Raw genomic sequence first — 16,397 nt, forward strand, 5'->3', positions numbered from 1 at the left:
TTTGGGAGTGCAGGCTGCTTTTTATCGTTTATTCTTTCTTTTTACCTTGATTGGCAATGCCCATCAACAAAGCCAAAATAAACATAATCGACAAAGTTGCTGTGCCACCGTAGCTCACCAACGGCAATGGCACGCCCACCACAGGCAAAATGCCGCTTACCATGCCCATGTTCACAAAAGCGTAACAGAAAAAAGTCATGGTTAATGCGCCAGCCAAAGTGCGACTATACAAAGTCGGTGCGCGAGCAGCAATCACCAAACCGCGCCCCAAAATAATGGTGTACACCAACAGCAGCAAAATATTGCCCAGCAAACCAAACTCTTCCCCATACACGGCAAAAATAAAGTCGGTGGTGGATTCGGGAATGTAGTCCAAATGCGTTTGTGTGCCGTTGAGCCAGCCTTTGCCCCAAACGCCGCCCGAGCCAATCGCAATCATCGATTGCAAAATGTGATAGCCTGCGCCCAATGGGTCTTTGGTTGGGTCGAGCAGCGTGAGTACGCGCGTTTTTTGGTAGTCGTGCATGCCGTAATTCCAAATCAAGGGCAGCGATACGAAAAATAAAGTAAGCGAGCCAAACAGAGCTTTCCACGGCAATCCTGCAAAGAAAATCACAAACAAACCCGATGCCATAATCAGCGTGGCTGTGCCTAAATCGGGCTGCTTCAAAATCAAGCCACCTGGGATAATGATGATGCCCAGCGCGACAATGTAGTGATACCACGCCAAGCGTCCGTCATAGCGTTGGAAAAACCATGCCACCGTCATTGGCAAACCAATTTTCATGATTTCGGACGGCTGCAAGCGCACAATGCCCAAATTAAGCCAGCGTGTTGAGCCATTTACGGTGATGCCAAAAAAATGTACGCCCAGCAGCAAAACCACGCCAATCACATAAATCGGCAAGGCGAATTTGCTTAATATTTGTGGGCGAATTCGGGCAAAAATCGGCAACAAGCCCACGCCCAAAATGGTGTGTAGGGTTTTGTTTTCCAGTCGCCCAATGTCTCGTCCATCTGCGGAATACAGCAAAAACATACTCATCAAATACACCGCCAACACGGCATAAAACAGCCATGGGTCTAATGGATCCCATAGCAGGCGTTTGATTTTGATAAGCCAGTTATCAGTTGGTTGTTTCATGCTCATGGTTGTAAACTCGGTGATGAAGCAGCCTGCACTGCGGCTTTTTCCTGCGCTACGGCTTCAAAAGCAGCCTGCACTGGGCTTTTTTTCGTATTCAAGGGTGCAGTTAATTGCAACAATGGGTTAGACGTGCGTCTTGCGCCTTGCACTTCTGCGCTAACTTGCCCTGTTTGCAGGCGCAATAAATAAAAGTCGGTTAGTTGTCGTGCCAAAGGTGCGGCGTTTGCGCCCCAGCCTGCATTCTCCAAAATAACAGCAACGGCAATTTGCGGTTTATCCACAGGTGCAAAGGCAATGAACCATGCGTGGTCGCGGTGCTGTTCACGCAAAGCTGCGGCGTTATAAGTTTTGCCTTGTGCGATTTGCACCACTTGCGCCGTGCCTGTTTTACCGCCCATGGTATAGCTTAAACCTTCGCCAATTTTTCGCGCCGTGCCGCCTGCTTGCAATACGCGCTGCATCGCACGTTTTAAGTAATTGAAATTACTTAAAGAATAGGGCAGTTTACGCTCGGGCTGTGGGTCAATCACAGTAATTTGTTGGTTTTCGTGGTCGAGCATTTCTTTGACCAAATGTGGACGATACACCACGCCATTGTTCGCCAAAATCGCGGTGGCGTGTGCCATTTGCAATGGCGTGTAGGTGTTGTAACCCTGACCAATGCTCACAGGCACCATTTCGGCAATATTCCAACGGCGTTTGTTTTCGGGCAAGCGCGCAAAACGTTTTTCTTTCCACTCGGGCGTGGGCAAAATGCCTTGGTATTCGTTGGGCAGGTCGATGCCTGTTTTTTGCCCCAAACCAAATGCCGCCAAATAAGGCGCGGTTTTTTCTATGCCCAACTCAAAGCCGAGCTTATAGAAAAACGTGTCTGATGATACTTGAATCGCCTTGCTCAAATTTACCGAGCCGTGTCCGCTGCGAACCGAATCGCGGAACAAGTGCGATGTATTGGGAATACTCCACACACCTGGTGCAGACACAACCGTGTGTTGATTGATTTTGCCGCTTTCCAGCAACGCCATACCCATAAACGGTTTAAAAGTCGAACCTGGTGGATACAAACCTTGCGTAACACGGTTGATAAGCGGACGTTGCCAGTTTTCGTTTAGAGCTTTCCAACTGTCGCTGTCAATGCCATCGATAAAAATATTCGGGTCAAAATTGGGCTTGGACACAAACGCCAAAATGCCGCCTGTTTGTGGGTTAATCGCCACCATTGCGCCACGTTTATTGCCCATTAAGCGGTCGGCTTCTTGCTGCAAGCGAATATCCATCGACAAACGCAAGGTTTGCCCTGTTTGTGGCGGTTCGGAGCGAATCACGCGAATAATATTGCCTGCTGCGTCTTTTTCCACTTCTTGATAACCAGGTTTGCCGTGTAGCTGTTCTTCGTAATACGATTCCAAGCCCGATTTGCCGATGTGGGTTGTGCCACGATAGGCAATGGCACGATTGGTTTCGGTTAATTTGGTCATATCGTGGTCGCTGATGCGTCCGATGTAGCCCAAAAAGTGCGCGGTGAGCGAGCCAAATGGGTATTCGCGAAACGTGCGTGCGTTGATTTCTACGCCTTTAAAGCGATACAACTGTGCGGCAAGGCGCGAGGCTTCATCGGGCGTGAGTTTGAGTTTGAGCGGTACTTTTTCATACGAACGATAGTCGGCACGAAATTTGCGAAAACGGCGCAAATCGGCATCGTCCAACGCCACATAGCTGCGTAGCGATTCGATTAAATCGTCGATTTTGCCTTCGACTTGATTGGGGATAATTTCCAAAGAATAAGCAGGATAATTTTGCGCCAACACCACACCGTTTACATCGGTGATTTCGCCACGAATGGGTGGTGTGGGGATTAAACTAATACGGTTGGTGGCGGCTTGTGCCACATATTCATTGTGTTTTTCGACTTGTAAATAAACAAATCGCGCAATCAAAATCCCAAAAAACAATAAGATAAACATAAAAGCCACCACCAGTCGAAGCGCGAAATCACGCTGACGGGTGTTGGAATTGGAATAATTACCTGAAAGCTGGCGAGATGTTTTCATGAAATTAACGACGTAGATAACGGAAGTTCAAAATGGAAACCATGATTTTGTTGAGCAGCGGCCACAACAATGCACCCACAAGCGGAGATAAGAACACCAACCAGTCAGAAAAATGATGAGTAAAACGCAAACGCACCAACGTCAAAACCACTTCGTTGCACAACAGAGCAACAAAAACCACAACGGCTTGTATACCATAATTGTGCAGCACAATTTGACGGCGATTGCGAATAATCAAATAGGCAGAAAACATATAAGACAACGCATGCTGCCCCAGAGGCGCAGCTACACCAATATCGGTTAATAGTCCTAATAAAAATGCTGTGCCAATATCTACACTTTGTGGGCGATTAATCAGCCAATACATCAACATCATGGCAGTAAATTCGGGTAACCAATGAAACAAATCGCTCGATAAAGGAATAAAGTCCAAAAGCATCGCAATAGCAAAGCTAATATAAATCAGATGCTTTGGTATTCTACTGTAAAAATTTTCGGATTCAATCATGGCGTGGTAATCGGTGCAGATACAGGCGCAGAAGCAGCCTGCACAGGTTGTTGCGGTAAGATTAAAACAAATTTGCTGCGATGCAAGGCAGCAATAGGTTCAAGCTGCACACGATAAAACGGCGTACCTGCATTGCGGCTGGTTTGCATCACACGCGCCACAGGAATCCCCGCAGGATAAATGCTATCCAAGCCCGATGTGATTAAAACATCATTGGGCTGCAAATCGGAATCGGTTGGGAAATAGCGCAAAGTTAAGCTGCCACTGCCGCCATACACCAAAGTTCGCATACCTGTACGCATCACCATCACTGGAATGGTTAGGCTGCCATCGGTTAAAGGGCTAATTTCGGCAGAAATTGGATGGACTTGGCTCACTTGTCCAATCAAACCTGCATCGTCCACCACCGCATCGCCCACTTGAATGTGATGATTGCTGCCCTTGTTAATCACCAATCGGCTGCCCACAGGCTCGCGACCATTGGAGATGACTTCGGCTGCTAAACCATCGCTTAATGCTTTTTGTTTTAACGATAACAAAGACTTAACATCGTTTAATTCGCGCAACTGAATTTCTGCCTGACGTGTTCGCATTTTTAATTGCGTGTTTTCCAAAGTCAAGCGTTGATTTTCAGCCAATAAATAATTTTGCGATTGAAACAATGCGCTGCTGTATTCGTACCATTCAATCGGTTGATTGGCGAGCCATTGCAGCGGATACAAAGCCGTAGCGACATATCGCTTGGCATTTTGTACCGCCGCATAACGGCTATCGAGCATCAACAAGGCAATCGCCACCAATGACAAACAAATCAGTTTGTTGGCGGAGCTAATACCTTTTTTGGAAAACGACAAAGAATGGTCAGACATAATGTTTCTCGTGCAAAAGCAGCCTGCACCTTAATATTAAAGATTATTCACAAATACCGAATTCAATTTACCAATCATATCCAGCGCACGACCTGAACCGCGCACCACGCAAGTTAAAGCATCTTCTGCAATCAAAACAGGCAAGCCTGTTTCTTCGGCAAGCAAGCGGTCAATCCCTTTGAGCAATGCACCGCCGCCAGTCAAAACCATACCACGTTCGGCAATGTCCGCACCCAATTCGGGTGGTGTTTGCTCCAAAGCATTGCGAACCGCCTGCACGATTTGGCTCAATGGGTCTGCCAAGGCTTCCAATACTTCGTTTGATGTAATGGTAAACGCGCGTGGAATACCTTCTGCCAAATTGCGACCTTTCACTTCCATTTCGGTTACTTCGGTGCTTGGGAACGCCGAGCCAATGCGTTTTTTGATTTCTTCCGCAGTCGCTTCGCCAATGACCATGCCATAGTTACGGCGCACATATTGAATAATCGCTTCGTCAAAGGTATCGCCACCAATGCGAATAGAGTGTGAATACACCACGCCCGACAAAGAAATCACGCCCACTTCGGTTGTGCCACCGCCAATATCCACCACCATCGAACCCGTTGGCTCATCAACTGGCAAGCCTGCACCAATCGCCGCTGCCATAGGCTCTTCAATCAAATATACTTCTGACGCGTTCGCTTCTTTGGCAGAGTCGCGAATCGCTTTGCGTTCTACTTGCGTTGCGCCACAAGGTACACAAATCACAATGCGTGGCGACGCCGCCCATTTGCTGTTGTTTACTTTGCGGATAAATTCTTTGAGCATTTTGCCTGTGATATAAAAGTCTGCAATCACGCCATCTTTTAAAGGACGAATTGCTTGAATACCACTTGGTGTACGACCTAACATTTTTTTTGCATCTGCACCCACTGCTAACGTATCGTTTTTGCCATATTGGTCCGTTTGCACAGCAACCACAGATGGCTCGTCCAGCACAATGCCTTTGCTTTTGATATAAATTAATGTGTTGGCAGTGCCTAAATCAATCGCGATATCATTAGAAAAATAGCGAGTCAAAAAATCAAACATGTCAAAATCCTGAATAAAATATTAAATATAAACAACTAGTAAAGCATGATAATCTTAGCAAGCAGCCTGCAAAATCATCATGCTTATGAATCTTTTTTCGGTTATAATCACGCAATTTGCGGATAAAATAACGCGCAATGATACCCTAAATCAAGCCATTGCAAAATTAAATTTAAAGGATTTAACCATGTCTTTAACCATGAACGATGTAGAAAAAATTGCCCAACTTTCACGCCTTGCCTTAAACGAAACCGAAAAACAAGCCACGTTGGACAAACTCAATTCCATTTTTGAGCTAGTAGAAAAAATGCAAGCCGTAGATACCACAGGCGTAGAGCCACTGACCCACCCACACGAAGTTGCCTTGCGTTTGCGCGATGATGCGGTTACCGAAACCGACCACGCCGCTGAATACCAAGCCGTTGCGCCCGAAGTAAAAAATCGCTTGTATATTGTGCCGCAAGTGATTGGCGAATAAGTGCCAAGTGCAGACTGCTTTTTGAACGTCAAACGTAGGTTGAGGTCTTGCCTCTAACATTTTCTCCGTAAATATCATTGAATTTGGAAAATGTCGGGGTCAAACCCCGACCTACAATCGTTCTATTCAAATTATTGTCAAAAAACAGAAAGAAAACAATGCCAACTTACACCCTAAAACAAGCCAGCGAATTGCTGCAAACCAAACAAATCTCTGCCGTAGAATTGGCAACCGAATACCTAAACGCCATTGACGCGCAAAACGCCACCATCAACGGCTACATCACATTAGAACGCGACAAAACCCTAGCCGAAGCCGAAGCCGCCGATGCCAAAATCGCCGCAGGCAACGCCCACGCATTAACAGGCGTACCAGTCGCATTCAAAGACATTTTCTGTCAAACAGGTTGGCGCACCGCTTGCGCGTCCAAAATGTTGGACAATTTCATCGCGCCCTACACCGCAACTGTGGTGCAAAACCTGTTGGACGTGGGCATGGTAACGCTCGGTCGCACCAATATGGACGAATTTGCGATGGGTTCAACCAACGAAAATTCATTCTATGGCGCGGTTCACAATCCGTTTAATCACGGACACGTTGCGGGCGGCTCTTCGGGCGGTTCGGCGGCGGTGGTGGGTGCACGTTTAGCCCCTGTTGCGTTGGGTTCGGACACGGGCGGCTCAATCCGCCAACCTGCTTCACATTGCGGCATTACGGGCTTGAAACCGACTTATGGCATGGTGTCGCGTTTCGGTATGATTGCCTACGCTTCAAGTTTTGACCAAGCTGGTCCAATGGCGCAAACCGCGGAAGATTGCGCGATTTTGTTGAACCAAATGGCAAGTTTTGATGAACGCGATTCCACCAGTTTAGAACGCGAGCGCGAAGATTACACACGCGATTTAAATCAACCGCTTAAAGGTTTGAAAGTCGGTCTGCCAAAAGAATATTTCACGAATAACAACAGCGCGGACGTGCAGGCTGCTTTGGAAAACGCGAAAACGCTGTTGCAACAACAAGGAGCGGAATTGGTGGAAGTGTCGTTGCCGCAAACGGAATTGTCTATTCCAGCTTATTATGTGTTGACTTCGGCGGAAGCGAGTACGAATTTGTCGCGCTATGACGGCGTTCGCTACGGACACCGCGCCGCGCAGTTCGGCAATTTGGACGAGATGTACAGCAACACGCGCACCGAAGGTTTTGGCAGCGAAGTGAAACGCCGCATTATGATTGGCACTTATGTGTTGTCGCACGGTTATTATGACGCTTACTATTTGAAAGCGCAGAAATTGCGCCGTTTGGTGGCGAATGATTTTCAGGCTGCCTTTGCGAAATGTGATGTGATTTTAGCGCCGAATGCGCCGACTGCTGCGCCTGCGTTGAACAGTTTAAATCAAGACCCTGTTCAAGCGTATTTGTCTGATATTTATACGATTGCGGTGAATTTGGCTGGTTTGCCAGCGTTGAGTTTGCCAGCAGGCATGGGCGCGGACGGTTTGCCGATTGGCGTTCAGTTGATTGGCAATTATTTCAGCGAAGCGAAGATTTTGGGCACAGCGCATCAAATGCAGTTGAATAGCGATTGGCATACGAAAACGCCAGTGTAAATGCGTTGATTAAAAGTGCAGGCTGCTTTTATCCCCCAAAAAACCAGCCTGCACATTCTCCCACAAATTTTATATAATCCCATTTTCCCAACACAAGGAACACCACCATGTACGACAAATACCAATCCGATACCACGCAATTTTTAAATGAATACTTAAAACAACACCCCGAAGAAGAAGCCAAACGCTTAAACAACCGCAATTTGTTGTGGGACGTGGAACTCAATCCCGAAGAACAAGCAGGCTTTGAAGCGGCAAAATTACCAAAAAAACCCTACGCCTACCAACCCGACTAATCCCAAAGCAGCCTGCACATGACGGTTCAAGCCACAAACTTCACGCCCGAATTGCTGGATTATTTGCGCCAAATCAGTGCGACCGAATCACCTGTGTTGGCGCAAATTCGCGCTCAAACGGCACAGCATCGCTTGGGTAAAATGGCGATTGCGCCCGAACAATCCGCGCTGCTGACTTGGTTGGCGCAACTTTTGGGCGTTCGCAAATATTTGGAAGTGGGCGTGTTCACAGGGTATAGCAGCACCGCAATGGCGTTGGCGTTGCCCGATGACGCGCGGCTCACTTGTTGCGACATCAACGTAACCTTCACCGATGAAGCGCAACAGCATTGGTGCAACGCAGGCGTGTCGCACAAAATCACTTTGCACTTGCAGCCTGCACTCATCACGATGGACGAACTCATCGCAGCAGGCGAAAACAATAGCTACGACATGGCGTTTATTGATGCCGACAAACCGCCCACGCCACATTATTTTGAACGTGCGTTGCAGCTGGTGCGTTCGGGCGGCATTATCGCGATAGACAATTTATTGTTGGGTGGACGCATTGTGCAGGCTGCTTCGGCGCACAGCCCAGCCAGCCATGCGATTTTGCGTGATTTCAATGCCAGCCTGCCCCACGATTCACGCATTGTGCCTTTAACCCTGCCTTTGGGTGATGGCTTAACCCTAGTCCGCAAAAAATAATCATGAAACATGGTTTATCTGTTGATTTATTTGCCGCGCAGTTGCCCGATTTGCGCGGCAAACACGTTTGTGTCGCATTAAGCGGCGGCGTAGATTCGGTGGTGTTGCTGCATTTGTTCGCGCAAGCCCAAAGCAGCCTGCAACTTACCAGCTTATCTGCACTACACATTCATCACGGCTTAAACGCGCAAGCAGACCAATGGCAAGCATTTTGCGCGGATTACGCCAGCAGCCTGCATATTCCGTTTACCGCACAATCGGTTCGCATACAAACAAACGGCTTGGGGATTGAAGCTGCCGCCCGACAAGCGCGTTATCAAATCTTCGCCCAACAAAATGCCGATTTCATTGCGCTGGCACATCATCAAAACGACCAAATCGAAACGTTTTGGCTTGCTGCATTGCGCGGAGGCAGCCTACGTGCCTTGTCTGCCATGCCCAAAATGCGCGATTTGCCACGCGAAAATCGTGCAGGCTGCTTGACTTTGTTGCGCCCCTTGTTACCGTTTACACGCGAACAAATCGTGCAATACGCACAGCAAAATCAACTGGATTTTGTGTACGACAACAGCAACGACAATCCCAATTTTTTGCGTAACTGGGTGCGCCTGCATTTGCTGCCCAGCATCGTGCAAAAGCAGCCTGCACACGCGCAACACCTGCTACACAGCATCGCCACGCTGCAAGAAGAACGCGCCCTGCTAGACGAAATCATCGCCGAAGATTGGCAACGCATTCAGCATAATGCCTTGTTTTCTCAACGCTTATGGCAAACATTAAGTCCAGCGCGACAACATCAAATGCTACACCAATTCGCACAACGCAACGAACTGGGCGCACCCAGCAAAAGCAGCCTGCACCAATTTGCCCAACAACTGCGCCATGCACAATCGGGCGAATGGACGTTGCCACGCGGACGAGCGGTATTGTATCGCGATTATTTGTTTGCCATTCCGCACGATTTGGGCGCAAGCTGGACATGGTTGCACCGCACGCAAACCAATCTACCCAACGAACTGCGTTGGCATAATCCGCCCGAACACGCAAGCAGCCTGCACTATCGTGCTGCCACACGCGATGACGTGCTACACACATCAATCGGGCGCAAAAACGTGTTCCGCTTGTTGCAAGAAAAACACGTTCCGCCATTTGCACGACCGCTTTGGGCGATTGCTTGCAACGAAGCGGGGCAATGTGTTGCCGTTGCCAATATTCGCAGCAGCAGCGAGCTGGGCGATGCGCGACTGCAATGTGATGAATTGCATAGATTTATGGCATAAATTCCAGTAAGATACGCCACCTTAAAAACCCATTTATTCAATCATGAAAGCACATTTAATTACCCTAACCACCTTATCTTTATTGGCATTGAGCGCGTGTTCCGACACACCGCCAGCTAGTCCACAAAAAACCGAAGCATCTGCACCAGCCAGCAGCCCAGCCGTTGCCAGCGAGCCAGTTGCCCAAACAAGCACCGCCAGCGCAGCAGCCACACCCGTTGTAACTGCCAGCCCTGCCGAGCAAGCGAAACAGCTGCACGATGCGATTGAACGCTTCAAAGACGAAGCCGCGCAACGTGTGGTCGAAATCCGCAAAACCACAATGCAGCCCAGCACCGCGCAAACAATAGAAATTATCCGCGCCGAAGCCGCTGCCATTCGCCAAGCCGCACAAGATTTGCAAAAGTTGCCGTTAGCTGATGCCGAAGTTGTGCAAACACGCGATTTGTTTGCAAAATATATGACCTTGTTTGCCGAAGCCAGCGAAGCACAAATCAATGCAGCAGAATTGATACAGCAAGGCAAACAAAGCGAAGTGCAAGCCATTACCGCGAATATGGACACGCTGCCAGCCGCGCAAGAAGCCGCAGATAAGGCTTATGCAGATTTGTTGAAAAAATACCAAATTGCACAATAAAAAGCAGCCTGCACTTACGCATTGCCGTCATTCCCGCGCAGGTGGGAATCTATCTAACCCATTCAGTTATCAGAATAATATTCTGTTATTTAAAAATAGTGCGTTGGATTCCTGCCTACGCAGGAATGACGGCAGATAATCGTTTTCGCAAAAAAAAGCAGCCTGCACTTTTCCCTTTCCCCTTTTTATTTGATAGACAAAACACCATGAAAACATCTGAACTACGCCAAAAATATTTACAATTTTTTGAAAGCAAAGGACACCAAATCGTCCGTTCGTCTAGCCTTGTGCCGCACGAAGACCCAACTTTGCTGTTTACCAACGCAGGCATGAACCAATTTAAAGACGTGTTTCTCGGCTTTGACAAACGCGCCTACAACCGCGCCACCACCGCCCAAAAATGCGTACGCGCAGGCGGCAAACACAACGACTTGGAAAACGTGGGCTACACCGCTCGCCACCACACATTCTTTGAAATGTTGGGTAACTTCTCATTCGGTGATTATTTCAAACAACAAGCCATTCATTACGCTTGGGAATTTTTGACATCACCAGAATGGTTGAACATTCCAAAAGAAAAATTGCTCGTAACCGTGTACGCGGAAGACGACGAAGCCTACAACATTTGGCACAACGAAATCGGCATTCCAGCCGAGCGCATTGTCCGCATTGGCGACAACAAAGGCGCGAAATACGCGTCCGATAACTTCTGGCAAATGGGCGACACAGGTCCTTGCGGTCCTTGCACCGAAATTTTCTACGACCACGGCGAAGAAATTTGGGGTGGCATTCCAGGCAGCGCAGAAGAAGATGGCGACCGTTGGATTGAAATTTGGAATAACGTGTTTATGCAATTCAACCGCGACGAGCAAGGCAATATGAATCCGTTGCCAAAACCGTCCGTAGATACGGGCATGGGCTTGGAGCGTATGGCGGCGGTATTACAACACGTTCACAGCAACTATGAAATTGATTTGTTTCAAAATTTGGTGAAAGCGGCGGCGCGTGAGACTGGCGTGGCGTTTAGCATGGACGTGCCGAGCTTGAAAGTGATTGCCGACCACATTCGTGCGTGTTCGTTTTTGATTGCGGACGGTGTGTTGCCGTCAAATGAAGGGCGCGGTTATGTGTTGCGCCGCATTATTCGCCGTGCGGTGCGACATGGTTATAAATTGGGTCAAAAAGGCGCGTTTTTTCATAAATTAGTGCCTGATTTGGTTAAAGAAATGGGCGACGCTTACCCTGAATTGAAAGAAAAACAAGCGCAAATCATGGACGCGCTGAAAAACGAAGAAACCCGTTTTGCCGAAACGTTAGAAAAAGGCATGGGTTTATTGGAAAACGCTTTAAACACAAGCACTCAAACATTATCAGGCGAAGTGATTTTCAAATTGTATGATACTTACGGTTTCCCATACGATTTGACAGCCGACATCTGCCGTGAACGCGATGTGGAAATGGACGAAGACGGCTTCAATCGCGAAATGGAAGCCCAACGCGCTCGCGCTCGTTCAGCACAAAATTTCAAAGCCAATACGCAACTGGATTACAATGGCGCAGACACCGAATTTACAGGTTACACCAACCGTTCAGGCAGCGCGAAAATCATCGCCTTATACAAAGGCAGCGAAGCCGTGAATGAATTGCGCGAAGGCGAAACTGGCGCAGTTGTGTTAGACCAAACCCCATTCTACGCAGAAAGTGGCGGTCAAGTGGGCGATGTGGGCAATATTATTGCTGGTGCAAATCGCTTTGAAGTGCGCGACACGCAAAAAATCAAAGCGGCGGTTACAGGTCAATTCGGCGCGGTTGTTTCAGGCAGCCTGAAAATTGGCGACACGGTTGTGGCGGAAGTGGACAACGCCATCCGCGACAGCATTACACGCAACCACAGCGTAACGCACTTGATGCACAAAGCCTTACGCGATGTGTTGGGCGAACACGTTGAACAAAAAGGCAGCCTGCAAAATGCGGAATTAACGCGCTTTGATATTTCGCATAATCAAGCCATTACGGCTGATGAAATCGCGCAAATTGAACGCAAAGTAAACGCGGCAATCATCGCCAACGTGCCTGTGAAAGTGGAAACCATGTCCATTGAAGACGCGCAAAAATCGGGCGCGATGATGTTGTTTGGTGAAAAATACGGCGATTTCGTTCGCGTGGTAACGATGGGCGAGTATTCAACCGAATTGTGTGGCGGTACACACGTTGCGCGGACGGGCGATATTGGTTTGTTCAAAATCATCAGCGAGGGCGGTATCGCGGCTGGTGTGCGCCGTGTGGAAGCGGTAACAGGTTTAGTGGCGTTGGATTTGGTACAAAATCAAGAAACCTTGATTAAAAACATCATCGCCGAAGTGAAAGCACAAACCGAAAAAGACGTATTGACCAAAATCCAAGCCAACGCAGCCCAAGCCAAAGCCACCGAAAAAGCATTGGCAGCCGCAAAAGCGGAATTGGCGGTACACGCTGGCGCGAAATTGTTGGATAACGCGAAAGATTTGGGCGCGGCAAGTTTGGTTGTGGCGCAAATTGACGCGGACGCTGGCGCATTGCGCGACATCGTTACCGATTTGACTGGTAAGTCGGACAAGGCGGTGGTGTTGTTGGCGGCGGTGAATGACGGCAAAGTGGCGTTGTGCGTTGGTGTATCTAAACCTTTGACAGCAAAAGTGAAAGCGGGCGATTTGGTGAAATTCGCGGCGGAACAAGTTGGCGGTAAAGGTGGTGGTCGTCCTGATTTGGCGCAAGCTGGCGGTACGGATGTTGCCAAGCTGCCTGAAACGTTGGCTAGCGTGGAAGCTTTTGTTAAAAATTTGATTTAATGTGAAAAAGGCTGCCTGAAAGTTTAAAAATGGACTTTCAGGCAGCCTGAATTTTTCGGGAGAATGAAAATGCCTGTATTTGAAACAGAACGTGCCAGTCGTATTAGTTCACGTTTTAGTTCTTCTATTATCGTTTCTAATGAAGTGATTAATGGAGAAGATGTTACTGTATTTCGTAGTAAACAGAGTATTCCTTATTTAAAAGACCAAGTATTTGACTACTATTGTGCCAATTTTCAAGTTAAAATTTTTGAATTTGAATGTGATGAAAACGGTACAGTTTTGAAATTTAAATTGGATTAAATCATGACGACCACACGACCGACTTTACCGAAATTATTAGCTAATAAAAGTGCAGATGAATTGCGAAAATTATTGATTGATTTGGCAAAATCTAGCAAAGACACACGCGAAGCCATTTTTGAATACTACGGGCAATATCAATCGCCTGAAGAATTTGAATCCACATTCAAAAAGCAAAAGAAGCAAAATTTCTACACCTATTCGCGCATGATGGACGAGTATTACGCGGATTCTGCCAAAGCCAAAAAAACTTTGCGAAAATATAGCCGACATCAGCTTTATTCGCCGTTGGTTAAAATTTTGGTCGCGGAACATTTGGGCGTGGTTTTAACGAATGATACGGAATACGATTTTGAAGAATTGCTTGATGTGTTTATGGATTGTTGTTGGGGGATTTATCAACTGGCGTTAGCGGAAAAAATTCCCGATGTTTTGTTACCGAGATTTTGGCAATTTGTTGATACGGTGAATACGCAGCATATTTATGAACAATATGAAGATTACCGTGTGTTATTTCGGGAAATTAAAAAAGGGGCTGTCCTAGATAACTAGGGAAATTCAAATTAAGTTAGAATTATCCCTATGAAAAAAAGTCGTCTAAGCCAGTATAAACAAAATAAACTCATTGAGCTATTTGTCGCAGGTGTAACCGCAAGAACAGCAGCAGAGTTAGTAGGTGTTAATAAAAATACCGCAGCCTATTATTTTCATCGTTTACGATTACTTATTTATCAAAACAGTCCACATCATTTAGAAATGTTTGATGGCGAAGTAGAAGCAGATGAAAGTTATTTTGGTGGACAACGAAAAGGTAAACGCGGTCGAGGTGCTGCTGGAAAAGTCGCTGTATTCGGTCTTTTGAAGCGAAATGGCAAGATTTATACGGTTACTGTGAATACTCAAACCGCTACTTTATTGCCTATTATCCGTGAACAAGTGAAACCTGACAGCATTGTTTATACGGATTGTTATCGTAGCTATGATGTATTAGATGTAAGCGACAAAGCCATTTTAGCTTCGCTGAAACTTCGTTTTCGTATCAATCACAGCACACATTTTGCTGAACGACAAAACCATATCAACGGAATTGAGCACTTTTGGAATCAAGCAAAAACGTCATTTACGCAAGTTTAACGGCATTCCCAAAAAGCATTTTGAGCTATATTTAAAGGAGTGCGAATGGCGTTTTAACAGCAGCGAGATAAAAGTTCTTGTTCTATTTTAAAACAATTAGTGAAATTGAGTTTATCCTAGTTATCTAGGACAGCCCCAATTTTTAACATTCGAGCACAGCCACAATGAATAATTTCTTCTAAATTTTCTGTTCATAATTCTGCATGGGCAGCTTCTTTTGTTTTGCTAATCAGTTTTTTATTGGGTTGGGCAAATGCCAAATGGCTGAGCGATTGGATTGATAATCAAGACTACATCATCAGAATTTGGTTTTTGATTTGTCTTGTTCCTTTGGTTGGTATCGCGTTCAGACAAAACCAAGCCAAATTATCGCCCACATTAAATGCGTTTAATAAACAACGAATCATAGGAAAAATGAAAGCCTTTGTATTGCAGTTGGTTTGTGTGGTTTGCATGGCATTTTTGGCGATGCAAGTGGCGAGTGAATATGCAGCAACGTTTATGACATTTGTAGGGGACATGATATTTATCATACCTGTAATTATTTTGTTATCTCCATTTTATATTACATTTGTGGACAGAAGATTAGCCAATCCAGAAGATGAATATGCCAAAATAGGTACAATGTTTGTCGATAAAAATAAAATCGATGTAGAAATCATCAAATCGTTTATGCTCAAAACATTGGTTAAGTCGATTTTTATTCCCTATATGTATGGCGGATTTATTGACAATCTAGCCCTATTATTGAGCACGCCTGTTGCTGCCAATCCTGTCACTTTGAGCCTCTTGCTGTTTAATATTGGTATTTCGATTGATATGCTAATCGGTGTATTTGGCTATTTGGTTACTTCATCGCTTATCAACAACCAAGTTAAAGACACCGATAGAAATTTTTTGGGCTGGGCATTTGCATTGGTGTGCTACCCGCCGCTTTTTGATTTGTTGCACAATCTGCATCAGCAAACCGATAATTTGATTTGGTCTGACATTTTGCCCAGTAATAGCATTGTGTACTGGATTATGTTTGGTGCGATTAATGTGTTGTGGATTATTTATTGGCTGGCAACCATTGAATTTGGTATGGGTTTTTCCAATTTAAGCTGGCGAAAATTGGTTAATACGGGCGTGTATCGCTACACCAAACACCCAGCCTATGTAGCCAAAAATTTGTATTGGTGGCTGCATACTTTGCCTTTTTGCGGTGTGGCATGGTTTAGCGCAAATTGGTGGCACAATATGCTTGCATTGTTTGGTACTAGTTTGGTTTACTATGGGCGTGCATGCAGCGAAGAGCGACACCTAATGAAGTTCCCAGAATACCGCGCCTATGCCGAACACATTAGCAAGCATGGATTATTTCGCAAATTGAAACTGCCATTTATTAAATAAAAAAATCAGCAAGATGCAGGCTGCTTTGCTGGTAAATGATGTGAAAACCTCATGATGACCAAACAATCATATCCAAGACCAAGCCACGCAAGGCTACATCAGTATC

Annotated in this window: 15 protein-coding genes and 1 pseudogene; 11 read left to right on the forward strand and 5 right to left on the reverse strand. The window is 46.4% G+C overall.

The features are described from left to right. Positions 1-28: 28 nt before the first annotated feature. Genes rodA through DQN52_RS10235 form a run of 5 tightly spaced genes read right to left on the reverse strand, consistent with a single transcriptional unit; the run spans position 29 to position 5,649 of the window. Positions 29-1,150: a rod shape-determining protein RodA gene (gene rodA / locus DQN52_RS10215; RefSeq protein WP_003787663.1), complete on the reverse strand. Its 1,122-nt coding sequence runs from the start codon at positions 1,148-1,150 to the stop codon at positions 29-31. Beyond that, the gene (gene mrdA, locus DQN52_RS10220) at positions 1,147-3,198 is read right to left on the reverse strand and encodes a penicillin-binding protein 2 (protein WP_003787661.1); all 2,052 of its coding nucleotides are present in this window, start codon (positions 3,196-3,198) and stop codon (positions 1,147-1,149) included. The genes rodA and mrdA overlap by 4 nt, the downstream gene beginning before the upstream one ends. A gap of 4 nt (positions 3,199-3,202) precedes the next feature. Next, positions 3,203-3,706, reverse strand: coding sequence for a rod shape-determining protein MreD (mreD, locus tag DQN52_RS10225; protein ID WP_003787660.1), 504 nt, complete (start codon positions 3,704-3,706; stop codon positions 3,203-3,205). Next, positions 3,703-4,575: a rod shape-determining protein MreC gene (gene mreC / locus DQN52_RS10230; protein WP_003787658.1), complete on the reverse strand. Its 873-nt coding sequence runs from the start codon at positions 4,573-4,575 to the stop codon at positions 3,703-3,705. The genes mreD and mreC overlap by 4 nt, the downstream gene beginning before the upstream one ends. A gap of 36 nt (positions 4,576-4,611) precedes the next feature. Next, positions 4,612-5,649, reverse strand: coding sequence for a rod shape-determining protein (locus tag DQN52_RS10235; protein WP_003787655.1), 1,038 nt, complete (start codon positions 5,647-5,649; stop codon positions 4,612-4,614). A gap of 187 nt (positions 5,650-5,836) precedes the next feature. Here DQN52_RS10235 and gatC point away from each other — a divergent pair, with 187 nt between their 5' ends. The 11 genes and pseudogenes from gatC to DQN52_RS10290 all read left to right on the forward strand — a co-directional run bounded on the left by gatC (position 5,837) and on the right by DQN52_RS10290 (position 16,291). Further along, positions 5,837-6,127: an Asp-tRNA(Asn)/Glu-tRNA(Gln) amidotransferase subunit GatC gene (gatC, locus tag DQN52_RS10240; RefSeq protein ID WP_026036285.1), complete on the forward strand. Its 291-nt coding sequence runs from the start codon at positions 5,837-5,839 to the stop codon at positions 6,125-6,127. 158 nt (positions 6,128-6,285) lie between these two features. After that, the gene (gene gatA / locus DQN52_RS10245; RefSeq protein WP_003787651.1) at positions 6,286-7,734 is read left to right on the forward strand and encodes an Asp-tRNA(Asn)/Glu-tRNA(Gln) amidotransferase subunit GatA; all 1,449 of its coding nucleotides are present in this window, start codon (positions 6,286-6,288) and stop codon (positions 7,732-7,734) included. 107 nt (positions 7,735-7,841) lie between these two features. Beyond that, positions 7,842-8,030 (forward strand): DUF3460 family protein, encoded by a 189-nt coding sequence (locus tag DQN52_RS10250; RefSeq protein ID WP_003787650.1) that lies wholly within the window; start codon positions 7,842-7,844, stop codon positions 8,028-8,030. Positions 8,031-8,048: 18 nt separating this feature from the next. Next, entirely contained in the window at positions 8,049-8,717 is a 669-nt protein-coding gene (locus tag DQN52_RS10255; protein WP_003787647.1) for an O-methyltransferase, read from the forward strand. 2 nt (positions 8,718-8,719) lie between these two features. Beyond that, the gene (tilS, locus tag DQN52_RS10260) at positions 8,720-9,997 is read left to right on the forward strand and encodes a tRNA lysidine(34) synthetase TilS (protein ID WP_003787646.1); all 1,278 of its coding nucleotides are present in this window, start codon (positions 8,720-8,722) and stop codon (positions 9,995-9,997) included. A gap of 43 nt (positions 9,998-10,040) precedes the next feature. Next, positions 10,041-10,634, forward strand: a complete 594-nt coding sequence (locus DQN52_RS10265) for a hypothetical protein (protein ID WP_003787645.1) — start codon at positions 10,041-10,043, stop codon at positions 10,632-10,634. A 206-nt stretch (positions 10,635-10,840) separates the two neighbouring features. Beyond that, entirely contained in the window at positions 10,841-13,462 is a 2,622-nt protein-coding gene (alaS, locus tag DQN52_RS10270; protein ID WP_032827797.1) for an alanine--tRNA ligase, read from the forward strand. A 69-nt stretch (positions 13,463-13,531) separates the two neighbouring features. Further along, positions 13,532-13,765, forward strand: coding sequence for a hypothetical protein (locus tag DQN52_RS10275; RefSeq protein ID WP_230478942.1), 234 nt, complete (start codon positions 13,532-13,534; stop codon positions 13,763-13,765). Positions 13,766-13,768: 3 nt separating this feature from the next. Further along, complete coding sequence (locus DQN52_RS10280) at positions 13,769-14,317, forward strand: hypothetical protein (protein WP_003787640.1); 549 nt, start codon at positions 13,769-13,771, stop codon at positions 14,315-14,317. Positions 14,318-14,347: 30 nt separating this feature from the next. Further along, positions 14,348-15,019: pseudogene (locus DQN52_RS10285) on the forward strand (IS1595 family transposase). Positions 15,020-15,121: 102 nt separating this feature from the next. Further along, positions 15,122-16,291 carry a methyltransferase family protein gene (locus DQN52_RS10290; RefSeq protein WP_003787639.1) on the forward strand — a complete coding sequence of 390 codons (1,170 nt, stop codon included), beginning with the start codon at positions 15,122-15,124 and terminating at the stop codon, positions 16,289-16,291. Positions 16,292-16,397 lie beyond the last annotated feature (106 nt).

It is taken from the genome of Kingella kingae (assembly GCF_900475905.1).
Lineage (GTDB): Bacteria > Pseudomonadota > Gammaproteobacteria > Burkholderiales > Neisseriaceae > Kingella > Kingella kingae.